The 23,333-nt window shown below is 72.4% G+C and carries 24 protein-coding genes; 8 read left to right on the forward strand and 16 right to left on the reverse strand.

Going from position 1 to position 23,333, the window contains the following annotated elements:
* Position 1 precedes the first annotated feature (1 nt).
* Entirely contained in the window at positions 2 to 1,207 is a 1,206-nt protein-coding gene (locus ACIRG6_RS31630; protein ID WP_403325139.1) for a cytochrome P450 family protein, read from the reverse strand.
* A 273-nt stretch (positions 1,208 to 1,480) separates the two neighbouring features.
* A complete protein-coding gene (locus tag ACIRG6_RS31635) occupies positions 1,481 to 2,641 on the reverse strand; it encodes an FAD-dependent monooxygenase (RefSeq protein ID WP_364683807.1) in 1,161 nt (386 codons plus the stop codon).
* Between the two features lie 73 nt (positions 2,642 to 2,714).
* On the opposite strand from ACIRG6_RS31635, the gene ACIRG6_RS31640 reads away from it, so the two are divergent.
* Positions 2,715 to 3,287 carry a TetR/AcrR family transcriptional regulator gene (locus ACIRG6_RS31640; RefSeq protein ID WP_403325140.1) on the forward strand — a complete coding sequence of 191 codons (573 nt, stop codon included), beginning with the start codon at positions 2,715 to 2,717 and terminating at the stop codon, positions 3,285 to 3,287.
* A gap of 54 nt (positions 3,288 to 3,341) precedes the next feature.
* On the opposite strand, the gene ACIRG6_RS31645 is transcribed toward ACIRG6_RS31640, so the two are convergent.
* From ACIRG6_RS31645 to ACIRG6_RS31655, 3 genes are all read right to left on the reverse strand, one after another.
* Positions 3,342 to 4,049, reverse strand: a complete 708-nt coding sequence (locus ACIRG6_RS31645) for a B3/B4 domain-containing protein (protein WP_403325141.1) — start codon at positions 4,047 to 4,049, stop codon at positions 3,342 to 3,344.
* Between the two features lie 182 nt (positions 4,050 to 4,231).
* Positions 4,232 to 4,879 carry an FMN-binding negative transcriptional regulator gene (locus ACIRG6_RS31650; protein WP_403325142.1) on the reverse strand — a complete coding sequence of 216 codons (648 nt, stop codon included), beginning with the start codon at positions 4,877 to 4,879 and terminating at the stop codon, positions 4,232 to 4,234.
* A 38-nt stretch (positions 4,880 to 4,917) separates the two neighbouring features.
* On the reverse strand, positions 4,918 to 5,754 hold the full coding sequence (locus ACIRG6_RS31655) for an EamA family transporter (RefSeq protein WP_364683815.1): 837 nt from the start codon (positions 5,752 to 5,754) through the stop codon (positions 4,918 to 4,920).
* Positions 5,755 to 5,874: 120 nt separating this feature from the next.
* On the opposite strand from ACIRG6_RS31655, the gene ACIRG6_RS31660 reads away from it, so the two are divergent.
* A complete protein-coding gene (locus ACIRG6_RS31660; RefSeq protein ID WP_350718565.1) occupies positions 5,875 to 6,459 on the forward strand; it encodes a helix-turn-helix domain-containing protein in 585 nt (194 codons plus the stop codon).
* A 33-nt stretch (positions 6,460 to 6,492) separates the two neighbouring features.
* Here the strand turns inward: ACIRG6_RS31660 and ACIRG6_RS31665 are convergent, their stop codons facing one another.
* From ACIRG6_RS31665 to ACIRG6_RS31675, 3 genes are all read right to left on the reverse strand, one after another.
* Positions 6,493 to 7,146: a YceI family protein gene (locus ACIRG6_RS31665; RefSeq protein WP_403325143.1), complete on the reverse strand. Its 654-nt coding sequence runs from the start codon at positions 7,144 to 7,146 to the stop codon at positions 6,493 to 6,495.
* A 192-nt stretch (positions 7,147 to 7,338) separates the two neighbouring features.
* Entirely contained in the window at positions 7,339 to 7,848 is a 510-nt protein-coding gene (locus ACIRG6_RS31670) for a DinB family protein (protein WP_403325144.1), read from the reverse strand.
* Between the two features lie 128 nt (positions 7,849 to 7,976).
* Positions 7,977 to 8,315, reverse strand: coding sequence for a hypothetical protein (locus ACIRG6_RS31675; protein ID WP_364683821.1), 339 nt, complete (start codon positions 8,313 to 8,315; stop codon positions 7,977 to 7,979).
* Positions 8,316 to 8,407: 92 nt separating this feature from the next.
* Between ACIRG6_RS31675 and ACIRG6_RS31680 the strand changes: the two genes are divergently transcribed.
* The 3 genes from ACIRG6_RS31680 to ACIRG6_RS31690 all read left to right on the forward strand — a co-directional run bounded on the left by ACIRG6_RS31680 (position 8,408) and on the right by ACIRG6_RS31690 (position 12,939).
* A complete protein-coding gene (locus ACIRG6_RS31680) occupies positions 8,408 to 9,817 on the forward strand; it encodes a cellulase family glycosylhydrolase (protein WP_403325145.1) in 1,410 nt (469 codons plus the stop codon).
* Positions 9,818 to 9,878: 61 nt separating this feature from the next.
* Entirely contained in the window at positions 9,879 to 11,330 is a 1,452-nt protein-coding gene (locus tag ACIRG6_RS31685) for an MFS transporter (RefSeq protein WP_403325146.1), read from the forward strand.
* A gap of 79 nt (positions 11,331 to 11,409) precedes the next feature.
* Positions 11,410 to 12,939 carry a ricin-type beta-trefoil lectin domain protein gene (locus ACIRG6_RS31690; RefSeq protein WP_403325147.1) on the forward strand — a complete coding sequence of 510 codons (1,530 nt, stop codon included), beginning with the start codon at positions 11,410 to 11,412 and terminating at the stop codon, positions 12,937 to 12,939.
* A 74-nt stretch (positions 12,940 to 13,013) separates the two neighbouring features.
* Here the strand turns inward: ACIRG6_RS31690 and ACIRG6_RS31695 are convergent, their stop codons facing one another.
* From ACIRG6_RS31695 to ACIRG6_RS31710, 4 genes are all read right to left on the reverse strand, one after another.
* The gene (locus tag ACIRG6_RS31695) at positions 13,014 to 13,409 is read right to left on the reverse strand and encodes a VOC family protein (RefSeq protein ID WP_318216089.1); all 396 of its coding nucleotides are present in this window, start codon (positions 13,407 to 13,409) and stop codon (positions 13,014 to 13,016) included.
* A 134-nt stretch (positions 13,410 to 13,543) separates the two neighbouring features.
* Complete coding sequence (locus ACIRG6_RS31700; RefSeq protein WP_403325148.1) at positions 13,544 to 14,410, reverse strand: ABC transporter ATP-binding protein; 867 nt, start codon at positions 14,408 to 14,410, stop codon at positions 13,544 to 13,546.
* Positions 14,407 to 16,251 (reverse strand): dipeptide/oligopeptide/nickel ABC transporter permease/ATP-binding protein, encoded by a 1,845-nt coding sequence (locus ACIRG6_RS31705; protein WP_403325149.1) that lies wholly within the window; start codon positions 16,249 to 16,251, stop codon positions 14,407 to 14,409. Before ACIRG6_RS31705 ends, ACIRG6_RS31700 begins: the two co-directional genes overlap by 4 nt.
* Complete coding sequence (locus ACIRG6_RS31710; protein WP_403325150.1) at positions 16,248 to 17,189, reverse strand: ABC transporter permease; 942 nt, start codon at positions 17,187 to 17,189, stop codon at positions 16,248 to 16,250. Before ACIRG6_RS31710 ends, ACIRG6_RS31705 begins: the two co-directional genes overlap by 4 nt.
* Positions 17,190 to 17,309: 120 nt before the next feature.
* On the opposite strand from ACIRG6_RS31710, the gene ACIRG6_RS31715 reads away from it, so the two are divergent.
* From ACIRG6_RS31715 to ACIRG6_RS31725, 3 genes are all read left to right on the forward strand, one after another.
* Entirely contained in the window at positions 17,310 to 17,642 is a 333-nt protein-coding gene (locus ACIRG6_RS31715) for a hypothetical protein (protein ID WP_225635988.1), read from the forward strand.
* Positions 17,643 to 17,707: 65 nt separating this feature from the next.
* A complete protein-coding gene (locus ACIRG6_RS31720; protein WP_403325151.1) occupies positions 17,708 to 18,814 on the forward strand; it encodes an amidohydrolase family protein in 1,107 nt (368 codons plus the stop codon).
* Positions 18,815 to 18,832: 18 nt separating this feature from the next.
* The gene (locus ACIRG6_RS31725) at positions 18,833 to 19,570 is read left to right on the forward strand and encodes a nucleotidyltransferase (protein ID WP_364683202.1); all 738 of its coding nucleotides are present in this window, start codon (positions 18,833 to 18,835) and stop codon (positions 19,568 to 19,570) included.
* Here the strand turns inward: ACIRG6_RS31725 and ACIRG6_RS31730 are convergent.
* From ACIRG6_RS31730 to ACIRG6_RS31745, 4 genes are all read right to left on the reverse strand, one after another.
* Positions 19,525 to 20,547: a COX15/CtaA family protein gene (locus ACIRG6_RS31730; RefSeq protein WP_365020615.1), complete on the reverse strand. Its 1,023-nt coding sequence runs from the start codon at positions 20,545 to 20,547 to the stop codon at positions 19,525 to 19,527. The two genes, ACIRG6_RS31725 and ACIRG6_RS31730, sit on opposite strands and share 46 nt — an antisense overlap.
* Positions 20,548 to 20,600: 53 nt before the next feature.
* Positions 20,601 to 21,374: an ABC transporter permease gene (locus tag ACIRG6_RS31735; protein WP_403325152.1), complete on the reverse strand. Its 774-nt coding sequence runs from the start codon at positions 21,372 to 21,374 to the stop codon at positions 20,601 to 20,603.
* Between the two features lie 88 nt (positions 21,375 to 21,462).
* A complete protein-coding gene (locus ACIRG6_RS31740; RefSeq protein WP_318218076.1) occupies positions 21,463 to 22,386 on the reverse strand; it encodes an ABC transporter ATP-binding protein in 924 nt (307 codons plus the stop codon).
* 31 nt (positions 22,387 to 22,417) lie between these two features.
* Complete coding sequence (locus ACIRG6_RS31745) at positions 22,418 to 23,230, reverse strand: aminoglycoside N(3)-acetyltransferase (protein ID WP_364683196.1); 813 nt, start codon at positions 23,228 to 23,230, stop codon at positions 22,418 to 22,420.
* Positions 23,231 to 23,333 lie beyond the last annotated feature (103 nt).

Below are 23,333 nucleotides of genomic sequence, written 5' to 3' on the forward strand. Positions count from 1 at the left end.
CCTACGAGGTGAACCGCACCGGCAGACGCCGCGGGCCACGGATCATCAGCCCCGGACGCCAGGCGATGGCAGCCGGGTGGATGTCCAGCTCCAGGTTCTCGCAGCGCTCCAGCAGCGTTCGGATGGCAATGCGCGCTTCCAGGCGGGCCAGCGGTGCGCCGAGGCAGTAGTGGATGCCATGGCCGAACGCCACATGGCCACGGGCGTCGCGCGTGATGTCGAAGCGTTCGGGCTCGGCGAAGCGCGCCGGGTCCCGGTCGGCGTCGGCCAGGGCTACGAGAACGAGCTCTCCGCCCCCGGGAACGACCGTGTCGCCGATCGTCAGCGGCTCGGTGGTGAACCGGTACGTCGGGGTCTCCACGGGACCGTCGTAGCGGAGCATCTCCTCGACGGCGGAGTCGATGAGGGTGAGGTCGGCGCGGAGCGCGGCCAGTTGCTCGGGATGGGTGAGCAGGGCGAGGACGCCGTTGGAGATGAGGTTCACGGTCGTCTCGTGGCCCGCCACCAGCAACAGCCAGGCCATCCCCAGGAGTTCGTCGGCAGACAGCCGGTCGCCGCCGGCGCCGTCGTCGTCCGGACCGTGGATCAGCGCGCTCATGAGGTCGTCGCCCGGCCGCTGCCGCTTGCTCGCCAGCAGTTCCTCCAGGTACCGCGCCATGGACGCCGCGGCCGCCCTGCGGGCTTCGGGGTCGGTGGCGCCGAGGGCGTCGTTCGACCACGTGCGGAAGGAATCGCGGTCGAGGTCCGGAACTCCGAGGAGTTCGCAGATGACGGAGATGGGCAACGGGAAGGACAGGGCCTCGACGAGGTCGGCGCGCCCGTCGGTCGCTGCGAGCATCCGGTCCAGGAGGGCGTCGGTGGTCTTCTGGATGCGCGGGGCGAGTTCCTCCACCCGGCGGGCGGTGAACTCCCGGGCGACCAGCTTGCGCAGCCGCGTGTGGTCGGGTGGGTCGGCCCTGAGCATGTGCGGACCGGAGGAGATGGCACCGAGCGGCAGTGAGGGGGACGCCTTGCTCCAGTCCTTCGACAGCGACGGGTCCGCGAGCGCGGCGCGCCCGGCCTCGTGGCCGACGACGAGCCAGGCCTCCGCGTTCCCCTCCGGCATCCGGATGCGGTGCACGGGGCCCTGGGCCCGTAAGCGGGCGTACACAGGGTACGGATCGCGTGTGAAGGAGTCACCGAGTGCGGCCAGGTCGACGATGCTCATGGGGGCTACCACCTCTACGACGGCTCACGATTCACGACGGTGACCAACGGGCCATGACCCCCGGCTCCCGAACGGGGCCACCGTCCCGTCGGCGGGCAACCACTGCCCGCCGACTGTAACTCCTGCCGTCACGGGACAAACCTGGTTTCCGGCAAAGCGGTTCGAAGACCGCCGTCTTCCGCACCGGCCTGTTGCCCGCGGACGCACCCCTCACGCTCGTGCGGCTCGGCGGACACGTGCCGGCCCCGGCCAAGGCCCGTATCCGCCTGGGGATCAGCTCAGCCGCGGGGCAGTCCAGTCGTGGTGCCGGAGGATCATGCGCACGGCGGCACGGGAGGGCGTCAGTCGCATCGCGGTGTTGCGCAGGGCGACGGACAACGGGTGGGAGAGCTGCTGGCCCATCCGCCCGGCCTGCCGGGCGGCGCGTGCGACGGCCTGACTGCGGGGCCGGCGCTCGGCGTCGTACCGGGCGAGCGCGGCGTCCGTGCCGGCCTCCGTGGTGAGCGCGGCGGCCAGGGTGACCGCGTCCTCCAGCGCCTGGCAGGCACCCTGCCCCAGGTTCGGGGTCATCGCGTGTGCCGCGTCACCGAGCAGCGCGATCCGGCCGACCGTGTACGAGGGCAGCGGTGTGCGCAGTTCGTTGACGTCGTGGTGCAGCACGGCGTCGGCTCGGGTCGCGTCGAGCAGGGCGGGTATCGGGTCGTGCCAGGCGTGGAATCGTCGGCGCAGTTCGGCCAGGGGGTCGGCGAACCGTGTCCCCGCGGGAAGGTCGTTGAGGACCGCGTGCCACTCGGCGCGCCCGTCGGGGAACGCGATGTGCCCGAATTCGGCACCGTGCCCCCAGGTCAGCTCGAAGTCGGTGCGCAGGGCGACCGGATGCTCGGTGATGGCGCGCAGCACCGCCGAGCCGCTGTGGACCGGGCCGGGGTGGGAGGGGAAGAGACGGGCGCGGACCTTGCTGCCGATGCCGTCGGCCGCCACCACCAGATCGGCCTCCAGGACCGTGTCGCCGCAACCGACTCGTACCGTCCCGGGATCGATCTGCCGAACCGAACCGGCCTCGGAGCCGATCAGCAGCGTTTCGGGGGGCAGGGCCTCGCGCAGCAGCCGGTGCAGGGTGGCGCGGGGGATGCCCATGATGGGCGTGCCGACCGCCTTCTCCAGCGCCGCGCCGTCCATCCGGGCCAGCCAGCCACCACGTGGCGTGCGGGTGCCGCCGCTGTACTGGCCCCGCGAGGCCTCCCGCACCGCCTTGCCCACGCCGAGCTCGTCCAGTGCCCGAAGGCCGTTGGCGGCCAGCGAGATGCCCGCCCCGACGTCGTCGAGCACGGGCGCGCGCTCGACGACGGTCACCTTCCATCCGGCGCGGCGCAGACCGATCGCGGCGGCCAGTCCGCCGATGCCCCCTCCGATGATCACTGCTGTGTCACCCATGGCGAGCCCTCACTTCTTCTACACCTGTAGAAAGCCGATCCTAGCCGAAGCTCTACAAGTGTAGAAAAGGGGCATGGACACGGATCGACGCACCCTTCTCGCAGACGCGGCTCTCGACGTCCTCGTCGACGAAGGGATCCGCGGCCTGACCCACCGTGCGGTGGACCGCCGGGCGGGCCTGCCGCCCGGCACCACATCGGCGTACTTCCGCACCCGGGCCGCGCTGCTCACCGGACTCGTCACCCGCCTGGTCCAGCTCGACCAGGCGGAGCTGCACACGACGGCCGAGCAGCTCCCACCCCTCCGCACCGCCGAAGACCTGGTGAACGGCATGGCGCTGCTCGTCCGGCAGCGACTCACGGGAGAGGGCCGCCGCCGCTCGATCGCCCGCTGCGCCTGCGCCGTGGAGAGCGTGCGCGACCCGGAACTGCGGGAGATCCTCGTACCCCGCGAGAACGCCGGCCGCGAGGCCGTCCGGTCGTTCCTCGCCCGGCACGGCGTGAGGGACGTCGAGAACCGCACGCGCACGCTGCTGTCCTGCGTCGACGGACTGGTCTTCGACCGGCTGGTGTCCGGCGGCGACGTGCCTCGCGAGGCCCTGGAGAACCTCGTGGCCGCCGCCCTGTGTGAGCGGGGCGGTGAGTGAAGAGCAAGCCCGCGCGACCGGCGCCGGCGGCGAGCTGTGCGGCACGGCCGGCGGTCAGGCCGTGGCCTGGGGCCGCTCCCGGGTGAGGTGGGCGACCCGGGTCTCGGCGGCGTGCGGGACGAGCAGGCCGCGCAGTTCCTCGGCTGCCGCCTCGAGGAGGTGGCCGTCGCGGGTGGCATGGAGGGTTTCGAGGACGAAGGCGACGTGAGCGGAGTCCTCGGTGACGCGGGTGCGGTGGGCGTCGCGGTGGTTCCAGTGACGGGTGAGGACGCCGGCGGCATCGGCGTAGATGATCTCGGCGGACCTGGGATTCTCGACGGTGTCGGGTTCGCCGAGGGGAGTGAACTCCTCGGTGCCGTCCGCGTAGCGGATCTCGACGTCGCCGGTGACGTGGCCGAGGTCGAAGGCGCCGGCGGGCAGGCCGTGGCGGACGGAGACGGCGTTGTACGAGTCGACCGCCGGGTTGATGCGCGGCAGGGTGCCCTTCTTGACCATGCGGCGGCCGAGGGCGTCGACGCTGGGGCGGACACGGCGGGGATTGGTGCCGAAGGAACGGTAGGCCGTGTGCCAGGCCTCGATACGGGGGTCGGTCTCGTCGGCGGGCTGCCAGGTGCCGTCGGCGAGCTGCTGTTCCAGTGCCTCCAGGGCGGCAGAGGTGTCGGGCCAGGGTGCGCGGCCGTGCAGGCCGTTGGCGGTGACCAGGGAGACGAGGGTGTCGGGGAAGGCGTCGGCGACGGCGGGGGAGAGGCGGAAGGTGGTCATGGGAGGGGCTGTTCCGTCCTTCGTACGGGGGCGGGTGGTATGCGAGCGGGCGGTCGCCTGTCGGGAATCCGGGGCGTCTTTTTCGAGCGTCCCGCAGAGACCGCTTCCCGAAGGGGCGCGGGGAACTGCGCGACCGGCCACGACGGACCGGCGGCCGCAGTGCGGCCCTCCTCGCGGAGCGCTCAGGGCTTCCAGGGGCCGATGCGGTCCAGGCGGCGGCGCTGCTGGGCCGCGGTGGGGAGGTCGAGACCCTGGGCGCGTTCGGTGAGGTGATCGGCGACGGCGGTGCGGTGTTCGACGGTCTTGTGGTCGTCGTACTTGAACTTCGCCCGCACATCGGTCACTTCCAGACGCAGGCCGCGGATGCCGGACAGCATCCGGCCGTACGGGGGCCGGTCGACGGCGAGGGGCGCGTGATCACCGTCGGGCTGGAAATGGGCCATCTGGCGGCGCAGCAGTTCGGCCTTGGCCTCGGGGTCGTCGACGACCGTGGCACGGCAGGTGAACTGCACGGCGGTGTAGTAGCTGGTGGGGACGCCGTCGTTGGGCGGGGTGTCCGGCCTGGCACGCCAGGGGCCGGGGACGAAGGCGTAGTCGCCGAAGACGGTGAACAGGACGTTCGGGTCGTTCTCGATCGCCTTCCAGACCGGGTTGGGCCGGGCGAAGTGGATCAGGAGGTGGCCGGGACCGCCGGTGAAGTGCGTGGGGACGGCGACGGGCGGCTCGCCGGGCAGGCCGTTGACGCCGAGGATGCCGAAGTCGTGTCCTTCGGCGATCCAGGTCTGCCATTCGGCTTCGTCGAGGCCGGCGTCCCAGGGCTGGATGAACATGCGGTACTCCTTGCGCGGCGGTGGTGTGGCGGAGCGGGTCAGGTGAGGGCGAGGAGGCTGACGGCGACGGCGGCGGTGCCCAGGCCGACGAGCTGGCCGCGGTGGACGCGTTCCGCGAGGACGCCGCGGGCGAGCAGGACGGTACCGGCGGGGTAGAGGGCGGTGATGACGGCGACCACGGCCAGGTCCCCGCTGCGGGCGGCGAGCAGGAACAGCAGGTTCGCCACCGAGTCCAGCACGCCGGCGGCGGCCGACACCGCGTACGCGGGCTTCTCGGTGCCGAGCCTGCGGAACATCAGTCCGGCCGCGGCCAGGGTGACGGCCGAGGAGACGGCACGGCCGACGATCAGCGGGGCGACGCCGCTGTCGGACGGCGCCTGGTGCAGGAAGACCAGCTGCAGCGCGATCGCCGCGCCCGCGCCGAACGCCGGCAGCAGTGCGGTGCGCGACGGCCGGGCCGCTCCGCCGCCGTGCCCGGCGCTGACCAGCACCACGGCGACCAGCGCCAGGGGCAGGCCCAGGAGACCGGCGAGGCCGAGATGCTCGCCCTGCAGCAGGCCGACGCCGACCGGGAGCATGGCGGAGACGAGTGCGGTGATGGGCGAGAGGACGTTCATCGGCCCGATCGCCAGCGTCCGGTAGAGCAGGGCGAAGGCGGCGGCCGAGGCGACGCCGGACGCGGCGCCCCAGGTGAGTGCGCCGGTGCTGAACGTGGCGCCGAGCACCGGCCAGAGCAGCAGCTCGACCGCGAGGGAGGCGGGCGCCGCCACGACGACGGTGCGCAGGACGTGGGCCTTGCGGGCGCCGAGGCCGCCGAGGAAGTCGGCGCAGCCGTAGGCGAGGGAGCTGCCCAGGGCCAGCAGCAGAGCGATCACGGACGCACATCCCTTACTATGTCAATGGAACGACTAGACCGTACAGTGAAACGACCGTCCCGTGTCAACCGAACGACCGGGCGGTGCATTGAAGTGGTCCACTCGCGGGATGGGGATCGGATGACCGAGACAGAGGCAGCTCTGCGCACGCTTGCGCACAACGTCAGGGCTGCCCGCACCCGCGCCGGCCTGTCCTTGGACGAGCTGGGCCGGCGTGCGAAGGTCAGCAAGGGGGCGCTGGTCGGCTTGGAGAAGGCCCAGGGGAATCCGAACTTCGCGACCCTGGTGCGGCTGGCCGACACCCTCGGCGTCTCGGTGTCCGCGCTGATGGAGGGGCCGGCCGAAGGCCGCGTCCGCGTGGTGTCCGCCGATGCCGTGATGCCGCTGTGGGCGGGGGAGCGGGGAAGCGAGGCCCGGCTGATGCTGACGACCTCGGGCCCCGCCCCGGTCGAGGTCTGGCGCTGGCGGCTCCAGCCGGGCGAGGAATACCCCAGCCACCCCCACCAGGCCGGAGTCGTCGAGACGGTCAGTGTGACGTCAGGGCGGATGACCCTCGTCGTCGACGGCGCCGAGCACCCCGTCCACGCCGGACAGACCGCCACCTTCGACGGCGACGCCCCCCACGCCTACCGCGGCGCAGGGGACGAGACCTGCCACCTGATCATGACCGTCCACCTGCCGCCGGGGCCCGCCTCCGCGGGCTGACCGGCGCGGTGCCTCCGACGGTCTGTCCAGCCGCTATGACGTCGCCCGGATCGCGGAGATGTCGAACTGCAGCCGGACCTTCTCGCTCACCATCGTGCCGCCCGCCTTCAGGCGCTGGTTGTACACCAGGCCCCACTCGGTGCGGTCGATGGTGGTGGTGCCGTCGAAGCCGGCTCGTTCGAAGCCGAAGGGGTCCGTGACGGAGCCGAGGTAGTCGAGTTGGAGGTCGACGGGCCGCGTGACGTCACGGATGGTCAGGTCTCCCGTCATCCGGAAGCTCTCCCCGCCCTCGTGTGTCGTGGAGGTGCTGCGGAACACCATCTCCGGGAAGCGGCGTACGTCGAAGAAGTCGGCGCCGACGAGGTGCGCGTCCCGTTGTTCCACGCCCGTGTCGACGCTGGCGACCCGGATGACGAGGTCGGCCCGTGACTCGGAGGGCCGGACTCCGTCGAAGTACAGGGTGCTGTCGTAGTCGGTGAAAGCCCCGCGCACCGTCGTGACCATGGCGTGCCGTACGGAGAACCCGATGCGGCTGTGCGGGCGGTCGATGGTCCACCGCCCGGTCAGGGACCGCAGCGTCGGGTCGAGTGCGACACCGTCGATCTCGCCCTCGGCAACGTGCGCATGGGAGCGGACAGTCGACGTGGGCTCGACCATGGTGGACGGGCGGCGGCTGAAGATACCCATGAGATCGTAGGCCCCTCTCGGAGGTGATCACTTCGTGTTATCACGGAGCCGCCGGAGATCACGGGGAGAGATGGGCGGCCTTGTCCGGGTTCCATGCCGTCGACCGCAAAGGTGCACAAGATCAACATGATCGCGCCACAGGTGCCGTCGTCCGAGCGGCGGACGCGCACGGCAGGGCCCCGTGGCCGGCCGTCAGACGGTGCGTGCCGGGCCGTCGAGGACCTGCTCGCGCAGGATGTCCGCGTGGCCGCAGTGCTGGGCCAATTCCCGCAGGGTGTGCAGATAGACCCAGCGCAGCGGCAGCGGGCCTCGGCGGTTGCCCCGGACGATGTCGTCCAGCGTCAGGTCCGCCGTGGCCCGACGGGACGCCGCGCAGGTCTCCCGGTAGGCACGCTGGACCGAGGCGACCGTGTCGTCGTCGTGGAGATCGAACGACTCGTCGGGCGTGCCCGGAATCCCGATCTCGCTGCGGGGCCGGCACGTGATCGCCTCGTCGAACCAGACCTTCTCGACGAACGTGGCGTGCTTGACGAGGCCCAGCAAGGTGGTCTTGGACGTCACCAACGACCGGCGCGCCTGCTCCTCCGTCAGTCCGTCCAGGCTGTCGTGCAGCGCGTCCCGATGCTCGTCGAGGAACGTCTCGAACTGCTCCCGGAGCGCTGCGCGAAAGACGGTGGGTTCCGTCGTCAGGTGGAAGGTCATGCCCGTAACGATAGGCTGCTCAGCCGGCCTTACGGGAACCCGCGCCTGCCGGGAATCACACGAAGCGGCGTACGGCGGGGGCGAATTCGGCAGGGCCGAGTGCCCGGAACCTCGTGCCGAACGGGTGGTCAGTCGCAGATGCGGGCAGTCGTCACCGCGCTGCCGGCGTTCTCGTCGTCCGTGCCGAGGACCGCGATGCCGGAACCGGACACGCAGTCCACGGCTTCGACCTTGTGGTCCTTGAACCTCCGCAGTACCTCGGGGTGCCTGGCCACCGTCAGCCGCACCCGTCCCGAGCGGTCGAGCGAGACCGAGCCCGCGTCACTCACCGCCGAGTCGAACGGCCCGTCGTCCCCCTCGTCCGACGCCGAAGAGATCAGCAGGCGGCCCGAGTCGGTGACGGAGAGGTCGGAGGCGTGCCGGACGTCGCCCGTGGGGTACGGCGCCCGGTAGACGGCCTTGGTCACGGCGCCGAACGTCGACTCCCCGCACTCTTGAACAATCCTCAGCTTTCCTGATGTGATCTGCCGCACTGCCGACCGACCGTGCCGGAGGTCTCATGTACCGCCGTCTGTTCGCCGCGCTCGTCTGCACCGTCCTGCTGTCCACCGCAACCGCCCACGCGAAGCCCGCCGTCGAGGGCCACCGCGGTCCACTCCCCGGCATCCCCCGGCTCACGGACGACCGGGGCCGCGCTCTCACGCTGCGCGGCTGGAACGTCGAGGACAAGGCCCACCGCGGCGAGGCCGCCCTCTCCGCGATCGGCGAACGTCACTTCCGGGACCTGCGGTCCCGGGGGTTCGACTTCGCGCGGCTGCTGGTCTTCTGGGACGACCTCGAACCCGAGCGAGGCCGTTACAGCGAGCGGTACCTCCGCAGCATCGAACGCATCCTCGACTGGGCGCACAAGCACCACATCCAGGTGCTGATCGACGCGCACCAGGACGTCTTCGGGCCCGCGTTCGGACACCGCGGCATCCCCGAGTGGGCGACGCGGACCGACGGTCTGCCGTTCACCCCGCACCCCGACGACTGGTTCTCCGAGTACTTCGAACCGGCCGTGCAGCGCGCGTTCACCCACCTCTACGAGGACCCGGACCTGCGGCGCGCCCAGACCGACATGTGGCGGGTGCTGGCCGGGCGCCTCGGTGGCCATCCGGCCGTCCTCGGCTACGACCTGATCAACGAGCCCATGGGCGAGATCGCGCAGGGCGAGGACCTGCCGACGGCCGCCCGGCGCATCGAGCGGGATCAGCTCACCCCGCTGTACAACCGCCTCGCCGACGCCGTCCGCTCCGTCGACGACGACTCCTGGGTCTTCTTCGAACCGACCCCCATCGTCGGGGAGGGCGTCCCCACCGGCCTGGGCCGCGTCGACGATCCCAAGGCCGTCTACGCGCCCCACTTCTACAACACGGCGATGGAGGCGGGCGCCGACTACGACCCGTCGGCCGGCTGGATCGAGGCGTACGAGGCCGCGGTGACCGTCTACCCGCGCCAGTACCGCGTCCCCGTCGTGGTGGGGGAATGGGGCCCGCTCAACAACTCCCTGCCGAACATGGGGCGCTTCTACCGCGACGCCCTGTCGTCCCTGAACCGCTACAGCTCCGGCTGGGCGGGCTACGTCTGGTGCTACGGCGGCGGGTACTGCGCCGTCGATGCCGAGGGACGCTTCCGCACCAACAAGGAGCAGACCGCGGCGCCGTACGCCCCGGCGGTCGCCGGCCGGATCACCGCCGAGGCGTACGAGCCGGACAGCGGGGCCTTTCGGCTGTCGTACCGGGCCGGGGGAGGTGTCACCGAGATCTCCGTGCCGCCCCGGGCGGGCGGCTGGCGCCTCGAACTGACCGGGGCCGCCAGGACCGCCACTTCCGTGCTGCCGGGGGACCGCGCGGCGATCGCGCGCGTGGAGGCACGGCCCGGCGCGCACGTCAGCGTCGTCGTCAGGCCCGGTTCCGGCGATATGTAGCCCACGTCCCTTATGGTCGTTTTCGGTGTGGGGTCTTCGCGGACGGGACGGAGTGGGAGCTGTGGCGTTCGCGGAGTCGGCCGGTGGCAACGGGTCCGTGCCGTCCCCCGAGCCCGAGCGGCGGTCGTGGGCGCCGCTGCTGGCGGTGTGCGCCGGGTACTTCATGGTGATCCTGGACGTGACGGTCATCAACGTCGCCGTGCCCGTGATCGGCCGGGCGCTGTCGGCCTCGCTCACCGGCGTCCAGTGGATCACCGACGGGTACACCCTGGTCTTCGCCGCGTTCCTGCTGACCGGCGGCGCGCTGGGCGACCGGCTGGGAAACCGGCGGGTCTTCTGCTCGGGCGTGGCGGTGTTCACCGTGTCCTCGGCCGCGTGCGCGCTCGCCCCGAACGCCCCGTTCCTGGTCGCGGCCCGACTGGTGGAAGGGCTGGGGGCGGCGCTGATCGTCCCCGGTTCCCTGGCCCTGCTCCAGCAGGCCTACCCGGCGCGGGCCGCACGCTCGAGGGCCTTCGGGCTCTGGGGTTCCATGGCGGGCATCGCGGCTTCCGCCGGGCCCTTGCTCGGCGGGCTGCTCGTCTCCACGGTGGGCTGGCGCTGGGTGTTCCTCATCAACCTGCCCATCGGCGCGGCCTGCACGGTGCTGACATTGCGGTACGTCGCGCGCTCGCCCCGGCGCGCAGAGCGGGCCCTGGACATGCCCGCGCAGTGCGCGGTCGTGGCCGCGGTGGCGCTGCTGATCGGAGCGCTCAACGAGGCCGGACGGCGGGGCTGGTCCGATCCGGCGATCCTCATCGGGCTGGGCCTGGCCGTACTGGCCGCTGTGGCGTTCGCGGTGCGCGAGCGGCTGGCCCGGTCTCCCGTTCTTCCGCCGAGTCTGCTGCGCTCTCGTGCGATGAGTGGCGGCGCCGTCATCGGCCTGCTGTTCAACTTCGGCTTCTACGGCATGGTGTTCACCGCCAGCCTGAGCTTCCAGCACCAGCGCGGCTTCAGTGCCCTCGACACCGGTCTGGCACTGTTCCCGGCGGTGGCGATGACCATGTTCGCCTCCGCCTTGTCCGGGCGACTGACCCGTCGCACCGGCGACCGCCCCCTGGTGGTCTCCGGCATGCTGCTGGCGGCGCTGGGACTGGCCGGCTGGGCAGCGGCGGGGGCCGACCCCGCCTACCCGTTGCTGGTGGCACCGCTGGCGGCCGCCGGGTTCGGTACCTCCTTCGCCCTCACCGGCTCGACCGCCACGGTGATGGGCGCTGCTCCCCCGGCCTACTCGGGGGCCGCCTCCGCGCTGTTCAACACCACCCGCCAGATCGGCAGCGCCGCCGGCGTGGCGCTCGGCGGCAGCCTGCTCGCCACGGCCACCGACTACGGCGCCGGACTGCGCACCAGCATGGCCGTCGGCGCGCTCGCCTACCTGACCGCCGCGGTCCTCGCGTGGCGGTGCGTGCCGGCGAAGCCCCGAAGGACCCAGGACGGCGGATGGGCGTGGCAGGCCGGGGCGGGCCGCAAAAGTTGAGCAGTTGTCTTGTTTCGCGTGTTCCCACGGCGCCTACCGGCCAGTAAAACCCTTGGTGACCCCACCACCAGGAGGTGCAGTGAAGGGCATACGGCACAGACACCACTGGCTGACGGCGGCTGCCGCCGCGCTGGCGGTGGCATGCGGAAGCATCACCGCCGCCACTCCCGCGCAGGCCGCCCGGCCCGGCTCCGCCGAGTCCGTCTCCTCCGTACCGCTCTCCCCCGAACTGGAGGCCGTCCGCGCGGCCGAGGCCACCAAGCTCTACGGAGACCCGGCGGAGCGACCTCTCGGTGACCGCAGGACCAGCCTGATATCGCTGGGCGACAGCGAGATCTCGGGCGAGGGGACCGGCACCTACGAACCCGGCACCAACGGCCCCGACAACTGGTGCCACCGCTCGCCGGACGCCGCCATCCACCGCACCGGCATCCCCGCCGACCTCACGTTCAACGTGTCGTGCTCCGGCGCGTACACCGGGAACATCCGCATCGGCGGGTCGAAGCAGTACGCCGACGAGCTCGTGCAGAGCGACAGCCTCGCGATCAAGGCGCGCAACACCCGCGTCAAGATGGTGGTGCTGGTCGCCGGAGCCAACGACGACCTCCAGTTCGGCCCCGTGATGACCGACTGCGTCACGCGCTACCTGCTCGTCCAGGGTGCCTGCGAACCCAAGTACGCCCCCGGATGGCAGGCCCGTGTCGACGCCCTCGTGCCCAAGGTCGAGCAGACCGTGCGCGACCTGAAGAGCGTGATGAGGGACGCGGGATACGCCGACGGCGACTACAAGCTCGTCGTCATGGGCTATCCCAGCCCCATCGGCCCCGACTTCCGCGACAACCCGAACTTCTCCGGCAAGCTCGCCTGCGGCGGCCTGGGATACGACTCCGACACCGCCTGGGGCCGCAACAGCGCGGTCCCCGCCTTCGAACGCGGCATGCGCAAGGCCGCGGCCGACACCGGTGCGGTCTACCTCGACAACTCCCGCCTCTTCCACGGCCATGAGGTGTGCATGGAGGACACCTGGGCCAGGGGCGCCTACATCGACCTCTCCAAGCCGGGCACGCCGGACGAGAACTCGCTCCGCCAGTCCTTCCACCCCAACCAGCGCGGTCACGCGGCCTTCGCCGCCTGCCTCACGCAGTTGTACGACTCGGGTGCCGAGGAGGCGAGTTGCGCGGACGTCGACTCCTCCGGGAAGCCGGTCCTCGTCCCGTACGCGTGGGACGCGGTCTACCGGCCGCTGACGAACCGGGCCACCGGCACCTGCGTGGACGCCGGTGCCGCCGAGAGCGCCAACGGCACCCGTGTCCTCGGCTGGCAGTGCCACGGTGGCCGCAACCAGGGATGGTGGTACGACCCGGCGCGGGGCACCCTCCACACCGAACTGACCCAGGACCGCTGTCTGGACGTCCCCGACACCGCATACCCGGCCGGCACGGGCCTGATCCTGTGGAACTGCCACGGCGGGACCCACCAGAAGTTCGTCCGTGACGGGGCCACGATCCGGCCGACGGCAGCGAGGGGGCTCTGCCTCACCCTGGCAGGTCCGAGCGAGCCGCTGCGGATCCAGAAGTGCGACGGTTCGGCGAACCAGCACTTCGCGTAGGGCACCAGGCGGGTCGACCCCACCAGTGGGCGCGGCGCAGCGCTTCCGGTCGCGCCCACCGGTGGTCGGTCGGTTCAGTCCGTCACACGCTGGAGCGGCGCGAGGCGGGCCTTGAGCAGGCAGAACTCATTGCCCTCGGGGTCGGCCAGGACATGCCAGTGTTCCTTCCCCGTCTGGCCGATGTCGGCCGGGCGCGCGCCGAGCTTCAGAAGGCGTTCGAGCTCGGCGTCCTGATCGCGGTCGGTGGCGTTGACGTCGATGTGCAGGCGGGACTTCCCCGGCTCCGGCTCCTCCCGGTAGCTGAGGATGATCGTCGGCTGCGGACCACCGAACCCTTCGCGCGGTCCGATCTCCAGCGTGCCGTCGTCCTCGCGATCCAGCACGACGTAGTCCAGGACCTCGCACCAGAACCGCGCCAGCAACTCGGGGTCACGGCAACCGAGTACGAGCTCACTGATGCGACATGCCATGAGGAACCTGCTTTCGGCCGGGGGACTGCCGGGAGGGCCACGCGTGAAGCTCACGGGCTGCCGGCGGTGAAACGTCCCGACCGTACCTGACGGGCGAGTCCGGGCGAAATGATTTCCCGGCCTCTGTCCCCCTGTCAGTCGGCGAGGCTCTCCGCCGCCTCCCTGCGCCGGCGCTGTGCGGCGACGTTCGCCACGGGCGCGGAGAGCATCAGTGCCCGGGTGTAGGCGTGCCGGGGAGCCCGGGTGACGTCGGCGGCGTCACCCGTCTCCACGATCTCCCCGCGGTGGATCACCGCCACCCGGTGGCTCATGAAGCGCACCACGGACAGGTCGTGCGTCACGAAGAGATACGCCGTCCCGGTCTCTTCCTGGATGTCCAGCAGCAGGTCGAGCACGGCCCGCTGCGTCGTCAGGTCGAGTGCGGAGACCGGCTCGTCGCAGATGACGAGCCGGGGCCGCAGGGCCAGCGCCCGGGCGATGGCGACGCGCTGCCGCTGACCCCCGGAGAACTCGCGGGGCAGCCGGTGCGCGGCGTCCGCGGGCAGGTGGACGCGGTCGAGCAGGCCCCGGACCCGGTCCCGGGCCTCCCGCGGAGCCGTACCGTGCGCGACCAGGGGCTCGGCGAGGGTGTCCCCGACGGTGAGCGAGGGGTTCAAGGAGGTGTACGGGTCCTGGAAGACGACCTGGATTTCCCGGCTCAGTGCCCGGCGGCGGGCGCGCCCGGCCGCGTGGATGGGCTCTCCGTCGAAGCTGATCGAGCCGGTCCGCACCGGCACCAGGCCGAGCACGGCGCGTCCGATGGTGGTCTTGCCCGACCCGGACTCCCCGACCAGGCCGAGCGTCTCGCCCGGCCGGATGTCGAGGGACACCCCCTTGAGCACCTCGGTCCGCGGGGCGCGCCGGCCGCGGCCGGGAAAGGACACCCGCAGGCCCCGCACCTGGAGCAGGGCGTCCGCCGCGACGGCGGGATCGGCGGTCTCGGTGACGTCGGCGGCGGTCATACGGTGGTGCTCCTCGCCTCTCGGGGCTGCCAGGGGCCACGTGCCGGAGCCTCGTCGAGGACGGCATCGAGCAGAGTGCGGGTATAGGGGTCCTCGGGCGAATGCAGGACCTGTTCGACGGTGCCGGTCTCCACGATCCGGCCGCCGTTCATCACGGCGACGCGGTCGCACAGGTCCGCGACGACCCCGAGGTCGTGGGTGACCAGGAGGACGCCGAGTCCGCGGTCCCGCTGCAGCCGGCGCAACAGGTCGAGGACCTCCGCCTGGACCCGTACGTCGAGTGCCGTGGTGGGTTCGTCGGCGATGAGGAGTTCGGGATCGCAGGACATCGCGCCGGCGATGAGAACCCGTTGGGCCATGCCGCCGGAGATCTGGTGCGGGTAGAGCCGCAGCGTGCGTTCCGGCTGCGGGATCTCCACCAGGCGCAGCAGCTCGACGGCGCGCCGGGCCGCCTCCCGCCGGGAGAGGCCGAGGGCGTGGCGCATGGGCTCCATGAGCTGGCTGCCGATGGTGAACGCGGGGTCGAGATTGCTCATTGGCTCCTGCGGGACGTAGGCGACGGTGCGGCCCCGCAGCGCGCGGTGGTCGCGTTCGCGCAGCCCGGTCACCTCCCGTCCGCCGACCAGGACGCTGCCGCAGCCGATCCGTCCGCCGTCGGGCAGGAGCCCGAGCACGGCGAAGGCGGTCTGCGTCTTGCCGGAACCGGACTCGCCGACGAGGCCCACGATCTCCCCGGCGCGCACATCGAGGTCGACGCCGTGCACGACCTCCTTCTCGGTCCCGTCCGGCTGCGCGTAGGCCACCGTCAGCCCGCGCACGGACAGCAGTTCGGCCCGCTCGTCCGGCGTATCCCCGGCGACGTGCCGGTCCTCGTCGGCGGGTACCGGCGCGGCGCGGGGGCGCGCGGCCCCAGGGCGGGCGGGCGGCCGGCCGGCTCGGTCCTCCAAGCCGTCGCGCAGGGCCGAGGCGAACAGGACGAGGGCGCCGTTGGTCAGCCCCAGGGCGAGGCCGGGCCACAGCATCAGCAGGGGCGCGCGCTGGATGTTCTGGAACGCCTCGTTGAGCATCGCGCCCCAGGTCGCCGTCGACCCGCTGCCGATGCCGAGGAACTCCAGGCCGGCCTGCAGGCCGATCGCGACGCCGGCGACGAGCGCCACCTGGATGATGACCGGTCCGCGCACGACGATCAGGACGTGCCGGGCCACGATGCGGGCGTCGGACAGGCCGGAGACCTTCGCGGCGTCGATGTACAGCTCCTTGCGCACGCTCGCGACGATGCCCCGCACCAGGCGGTAGAAGCTCGGTGCGGCGAGCACGCCCAGCACGACCATCAGCGCCCACGCACGGGGGCCGAGAATGGCGCGGGAGGCGAGGAGCACCACCATCGCGGGCAGTGCCATGACGAGGTCGACCGTCCAGTTCGCCGCGGCGTCGAACCGGCCGCCGCGGTAGCCGGCGTACAGGCCGGCCGGCACGCCGACGGCGAGGGCGATGCCGAGGGCGATCAGCGCTCCGCCGAGGGTGTTGCGCCCGCCGTACAGGATGCGGGAGAGGATGTCACGGCCCGCGGAGTCCATGCCCAGCGGGTGCGCCCCGCCGGGGTCGGCGAAGGCCTGGCCGAGCGCGGCGGCCGAAGGATCCTGCGGTGCGAGCCAGGGTGCCAGGAGGACCGCGGTGACGAGCAGCAGGAGCACGGCGGCGGACCCCGCGCCGAGGGGGTTGCGCAGCAGGCGCCGCAGCACGCGGCGGCCGGGCGCGGACCCGGGGCCCGCGGCTCTCGCCGCGCTGTCGGGAGGGCTCGGGACAGGGGCGGGCACGTCGGCCGGAAGGTTCTCGCTCATGCGGCCCTCGCCTTGGGGTTGAGCCAGCCGATCAGGATGTCGACCAGAAGGTTGATCAGGACGACCCCGACGACGGTGAGCATGACCAGTGCCATGATCACGGGGATGTCGCCGCGGGTCGTGTAGGTGACGGTCATGCTGCCGATGCCGGGCAGCCCGAAGATCTGCTCCACGACGACAGCGCCGCCGAGCAGTCCCACGAACTGCATGCCGAGGACCGACAGCGCGGGCGCGGAGGCGTTGCGCAGGACGTGCCGCAAGACGACCCGGGAGGCGGGCAGACCGCGGGCGCGCAGCGTACGGACGTAGTCCTGGCGCAGGACGTCGATCACCGCGCCGCGCACCTGCTGGGAGACGCCGGCCACAGAGGCGACCGACAGGGACAGCACCGGCAGCGTGACCGTGGACAGCCAGCCGCTGGGGGAGTCGGCGAACGGGATGTAGCCGATGGCCGGGAACCAGTTCAGCCGGACCGCGAAGACCAGCACGAGGACGAGCGTCACCAGGAATCCGGGCAGCGCGTAGCCCACGACGCCCAGCACCTGGACGAAGCGGTCGACGGCGCCGCGCCGCACTCCCGCCAGGACGCCGAGCAGGAAGGAGACCACCGTGGTGACCAGCGTGACGCCGATCATCAGGCTGAGGGTGACCGGCAGCCGGCCCAGCACCGCCTGTGTGACGTCCTCGCTGGTGAACCACGAGGTGCCGAGGTCTCCGCGTACGGCGTGGACCAGCCAGTCGGCGTACTGCCGCAGCACCGGCCGGTCCAGGCCGAGGGCGGCGTTCTTCGCGTCGACGGCGGCCTGGTCGGCGCCTTGGCCGAGGAGCTGCCGTCCGACGTCGGTGCCGGGGATCGACAGCAGCACGTAACTGAGCAGGGAGATGACGACCAAGAGCAGGACGCCGGAGGCGATCCGGCGGGCGATGAAGTTCAGCATGGCACTCGGTATCCGTGACGGGCCGCCGGGGGGGGGGGGGGGGGGGGGGGGGGGCCCCCCCCCCCCCCCCCCCCCCCCCCCCCGTCGCCGTTTGATCTACCGCTCGGTAGCATCCTGGTCATGGCAGACACGCAGCAGGTTGATGCGAAGGCCGAGCGCCAGGTGACCCGGCTGGCCCGGCGGATCGACTCCTTCTCCAAGGCGCACGGCGGCGCCGAGGGCCAGGTGGCCTACATCGGCCGGCGCGGCGCCCGCGTCGTCCTCGTCGGCGAGGACGGCGGCTGGGGCGACCTGGTCGCCCCCTCCTACGAGATCGCCCAGAAGGCCGTGGAGAAGTCCGGGATCACCGTCCACGAGGACTTCGACGGCGAGTTCGCGGCCAAGGTCACGACCGGCCGGTACGAGTGGTCGCGCATGGCGGGCATCCAGGTCGGCGGGCCGAGCAACACCTGACGCCGGTTCACCCGTTAGGACCGTAGGAAGCCGTGAGGCACACGGTCCCGACGCGGGGAGTCCGGATGATCGAAACGCCGTCCCTGGTGGACCAGTACTGCCACGGCGTCCTGAGAACGGAGCTGGGTCTCGGCACCTTCGAGGCCCAGCTGGCCCGCACCGAGGGACCGCCCGCCCCGGGCACCACCCTCTTCGACACGCAGACCGGCTTCGCGGTACGCCGCTGGTGCCCGCCGCTGCTCGGCCTGGAACCGCACTGCACACCCGCCCGCTACCTCGCCCGGCGCCGCGAACTCGGCGTCCTGGAGGCGGACCGCAGGCTGCTGCGCGGCAGCGGCATCACCACCTACCTGGTCGACGCGGACCTGCCCGGCGACCTCACCGGCCCCGCCGAGCTGGCCAGCGCGGCGGACGCCGACGCCCACGCGATCGTGCGCCTGGAGCTGCTGGCCGAGCAGGTCGCCGACACCTCCGGCACCGTCGAGTCCTTCCTCGCCAACCTCGCCGAGTCCGTCCACGCTGCCGCAGCGTACGCCGTCGCCTTCACCTCCGTCGCCGGAGTGCGGCACGGGCTGGCGCTCGCCCCGGAGCCGCCGGGCCCCGGCGAGGTGCGCGGCGCCGCCGCCCGCTGGCTGGCCGGACGCGAGGTCGGCGGTGAGCTGAGCGACCCCGTCCTGCTGCGGCACCTGCTGTGGATCGCCGTCGCCTCCGGACTGCCGCTCCAACTGCACGCCGGGCTCGGCGAACCGGGCCTGCGCATCGACCGCACCGACCCCGTGCTGCTGACCGACTTCGTGCGGGCCACCGCCGGCCTCGGCACCGACCTGGTCCTGCTGCACGGCTACCCGTACCACCGCCACGCCGCCCACCTCGCCGGCGTCTTCCCGCACGTCTACGCCGACTCGGGCGCCGCCCTGGTGCGCACCGGCGCCCGCGCCGCGACCGTGCTCGCGGAGATCCTGGAGCTGGCCCCGTTCGGCAAGATTCTGTTCTCCAGCGGCGCCCAGGGCCTGCCCGAGCTGCACGTCGTGGGCGCCCGCCTGTTCCGCGAGGCCCTCGGCCGGGTGCTCGGCACCTGGGTGGCCGAGGGGGCGTGGGCGCAGGCGGACGCGCAGCGGGTGGCGACCATGATCGCGTCGGGCAACGCGCGCCGGGTGTACGCACTGGAGTGAGCCGCACATACTGATCCGATGCCGACCGACGCGCTGCTCGACCGCTTCCTCACCGGGCTGCTGCCCCTCGACCCCGTCGCCGTCTGGGCCCACGGCTCACTGGGCGGGGGCGACTACCAGGAGGGCCGCAGCGACCTCGACCTGATCGCCGTCCTGCCACGGCCTGCCACGGCCCGCACGGCCTGGCGGCTGGGGCAGCTCCACGCCCGCCTGCGCGCCCAGCCCCTGGCCGGGCAGCTGCACTGCACCTATCTGTCCCCCGACACCGCCGCCGACCCCGAGCAGCGGCACCTGACCTGGGCCCACCGCCAGCTGTTCAAGCGGACGGTCACCCCGGTCACCCGGCGGGAGCTGCACAGCTTCGGACGCGTCCTGTACGGCGCGTCGCCGGACCTCCTGCTGCCGCCGGTGCCGGACGCGGAACTGGCCGAGTACGTCGTCCGCAACGAGCGCGACTACTGGCGGCCGGTCCTGCGCAAGGCGGAGCTGTGGCGGGAGGACGCCTGGGTCGACCTGGGCCTGCTCACCTTCGCCCGCGCCAGCGTCACGCTGCGGGACGGCCGCCTGATCACCAAGGGAGAGGCCCTGGCGGAACTGCCCGGCCTCGGCGCGCCCGGCGAGGTCGTCGAGGACATCGCGCGCCGGCGCTACGGGACCCCCGAGCCGCCGGCCGAGGAGTGGATCGCCCGCCGCGGCGAGCTGACCCGGGACTACCTGGGGCCGGCCATCGACACGCTGGTGGCCTCGTACTCCTGAACGGGCAGCTCGGCCGCCGTCTCCTCGGGGCGTTCCCGCAGCGACAGCAGCACCCGCAGCGTCCCGATCCACACCAGGCACGAGCCGAACATGTGCAGGCCGACCAGGACCTCGGGGAGGTCGGTGAAGTACTGCACGTAGCCGATGACGCCCTGGGCGAGGAGGATCAGGAACAGGTCGCGGGTGCGGGCCAGCGGCCCCTTGGGCGCGTCGACCGCCTTCAGCACGAACCACAGGGCGAACGTCAGCGTCACCACGACCCACGCCAGCACGGCGTGCCCCTTGGAGATCATCTCCCAGTCGACGGGCATCCTCGGGACGTCGCTGGAATCGCCCGCGTGCGGACCGGCGCCGGTCACCACCGTGCCGACCAGGATCAGCAGCGCGGAGACCGCGGTCATCACCCACACGAGCTGCCGCACGGACGTGCCGACCAGGGGGCGCGGCTCCGTGTCGCCCTCCCGGGTCCGCTGCCACATCAGCGTGGCCAGGGTGATCAGCGCCGTCGTCGCCACGAAGTGGGCCGCCACCGTGTACGGGTTGAGGCCGACCAGCACGACGATCCCACCGAGGACGGCGTTGCTCATCACCACCCAGAACTGCGCCCACCCCAGGAGGGTCAGGCTGCGCCGGTACGGCTTCTGCGACCGCGCGGCGATGATCGCCCAGCCGACCGCGGCGCACAGCACGTACGTCAGCATGCGGTTGCCGAACTCGATCGCGCCGTGCAGGCCCATCTCGCTGGTCGCGGTGAGGGAGCTGTCGGTGCACTTGGGCCAGGTCGGGCAGCCGAGCCCGGAGCCGGTGAGCCGTACGGCGCCGCCGGTGATGACGATGATCACCGACATCACCAGGGGCGCGAGGGCCGCCCGCTGGACCGTCCGGGGTTCCGGGGTCCAGCGCGCGGCGATGAAGGCGAGCGGGTTGCGCACCGCGGCTGCGGCGTCGGCGCGGGTCACGTTTGGCACGCCGTCCATCGTAGGCGGCCGCTTGTGCACGCGTTCACGAGGGTCGCCCATCGCGTCTCCTCCTACTCCCAGCGGAAGAACTTCCCGGCGGCCGCGAGCCCCACGACCGCCCACACGGAGAGGATCCCGAGGTCGCCCCACGGCATCCCGGCCCCGTGCTGCAGCACGTCCCGCAGCCCGTCCGACAGGGCGGACACCGGCAGCAGGCCGAGCACGTCCTGGGCCGCGTCCGGGAACTTGTCCAGCGGCACGATCACCCCGCCGCCCACCAGCAGCAGCAGGAAGACCAGGTTGGCGGCGGCGAGCGTCGCCTCCGCCTTGAGCGTGCCGGCCATGAGCAGCCCGAGCCCGGAGAAGGCCGCCGTGCCGACCACCATGAGCAGCAGCACGGCGAACGGGTTGCCGTGCGGCGACCAGCCCAGCGCGAAGGCGATCACGGTCAGCAGGACCACTTGGAGCACCTCGGTGACCAGCACGGACACCGTCTTCGCGGTCATCAGGCCCCAGCGCGGCAGCGGCGACGCGGCGAGCCGCTTCAGCACCCCGTAGCGGCGCTCGAAGCCGGTGGCGATGGCCTGCCCGGTGAACGCCGTCGACAGCACGGCCAGCGCCAGGATGCCGGGGGCGAGGAAGTCCACGGCCTCGCCCTCGCCGGTGTCGACGATGTCGACCGAGCTGAACAGCACCAGCAGCAGCGTCGGGATGATCACCGTCAGCAGCAGCTGCTCGCCGTTGCGCAGCAGCATCTTCGTCTCGAGCGCGGCCTGCGTCGCGATCATGCGGCCGAGCGGCGCCGCGCCGGGCCGGGGGGTGTAGGTGCCGGTGGTCGTCGTCATGCGCGCAGTTCCTTGCCCGTGAGCTCCAGGCTGTGCCTTCCCGGGGGACGACCCCCGGACCCCCGGCCATCCTCTGTCCTGGGACGGATCATGCGCGCAACTCCTTGCCCGTGAGCTCCAGAAAGACGTCCTCCAGCGTGTGCCGCTCCACCGAGATGCGGTCCGGCATCACCCCGTGCTGGGCGCACCAGGAGGTCACCGTGGCCAGCAGTTGCGGGTCGACCTTGCCGACGACGCGGTAGGAGCCCGGCGTCAGCTCGGCGGCCGAGGAGTCCGCGGGGAGGGCCTTGAGCAGCGAGGCCACGTCGAGTCCGGGCCGGCCGGTGAAGCGCAGCGTGTTCTCGGCGCCGCCGCGGCACAGCTCCTCGGGGGAGCCCTGGGCGACGACCCGGCCGGCGTCGACGATCGCGACGTCGTCGGCCAGCTGCTCGGCCTCGTCCATGTAGTGCGTGGTGAGGATCACCGAGACGCCGTCGCCGCGCAGGTCCCGTACGAGGTCCCAGGTGGCGCGGCGGGCCTGGGGGTCCAGGCCCGCGGTGGGCTCGTCCAGGAACACCAGCTCGGGGCGTCCGACCACGGCCATCGCGAGGGCGAGCCGCTGCTGCTGGCCTCCGGAGAGCCTGCGGTACGTCGTCCGGCCGCAGGAGCCCAGCCCGAGCCGCTCGATCAGGGCGTCGACGTCCAAGGGGTGGGCGTGCAGCTTCGCGACGTGGCGCAGCATCTCGTCCGCGCGGGCCCCGGAGTAGACGCCGCCGGACTGGAGCATCACGCCGAGCCGGGGACGCAGCTCGGGGCCCTGCCGTACCGGGTCGAGGCCCAGCACGCGCACCGTGCCGGAGTCCGGGCTGCGGTACCCCTCACAGGTCTCGACGGTGGTCGTCTTGCCGGCCCCGTTGGGGCCGAGTACGGCGGTGACACCCGCCCGGGCCACCAGGTCGAGGCCGTCCACCGCGGTCTTCGTGCCGTACCGCTTCACCAGGGCCTGGACCTGGACCACGGGCTCGCTTCGCATGGGTCACGAGTCTAGGTACGCCGCCGAGGGCTCAGGCGCGGGGGTGCGCGATGTCCTCCGCACGGGGACGGTGCAGCGGCAGCCACCGCTCGGCGTAGGCGACCGCGTCGGCCAGCGGGAACAGCCGTACGTCGGCCGCGCCGACCCGCCCGCGGACGACGGGCCGGTCCCGCTCGAAGTCGTGGCCCAGCTCGTCGAACCGCTCCGAGGTGATGGAGACCTCGGTCACCCGCTCCCAGCCCACCGGTCCCGGCCGCCCCACCTCCACCACCGGGGAGGGGATCCGGTACTCGGCGAGGTGGAAGCCGGTGCAGGCCTCGTAGCCCGCCCCCAGCAGGAGTATCCGCGCGCCCAGCCGCTCCAGGGTCGCCAGGGGGCTGCGCTCGCCCAGCCGGCAGTCGGTCGCGTGCCCCGCGACCACCTCGGCGGCGCGCGGGCCGACCGCGGCGAAGGACGTCTGCGGATGCGCGCTCCGCCGGGCGCCCGGCCAGGTGCGCACGGTCTCGGGGATCACGCCGACCCCGCGCGAGGGAGTGATCAGCGGGTCGTAGGCGGGCATCGCGGTGCGGATGGTGTCCCACCACTGGGCGGGTACCGGCGGACTGCTCCACAGGGCCGGGTCGGAGAGGTCGCCGGTCTGGGTGGGGACCACCAGGGTGCCGTCCGGGCCGAGCGCGTCGAGGAGTCCCTGGACGACCGCGACGGGGCCTCCGCAGACCCAGCCGAGGGAGCGGAGCGAGGAGTGCACGAGGAGGGTGTCGTCGGTCCGGACGCCCAGCTCACGCAGGCCGGCGGCGATCGTGCCGCGGGTGACGAGTGGGCCGGTCGGAGCGGGTGCGGGCATGCGGGCGAGTCTGGCCGAAACGCGCCCCGAACGCCACCGTTTTGATCGATCAAAGATCGTTTCCGCAGGTCACCTTAGGTATACCTAAGTGACGCAGGGCACC

It is taken from the genome of Streptomyces flaveolus, assembly GCF_044765825.1.
Lineage (GTDB): Bacteria > Actinomycetota > Actinomycetes > Streptomycetales > Streptomycetaceae > Streptomyces > Streptomyces flaveolus.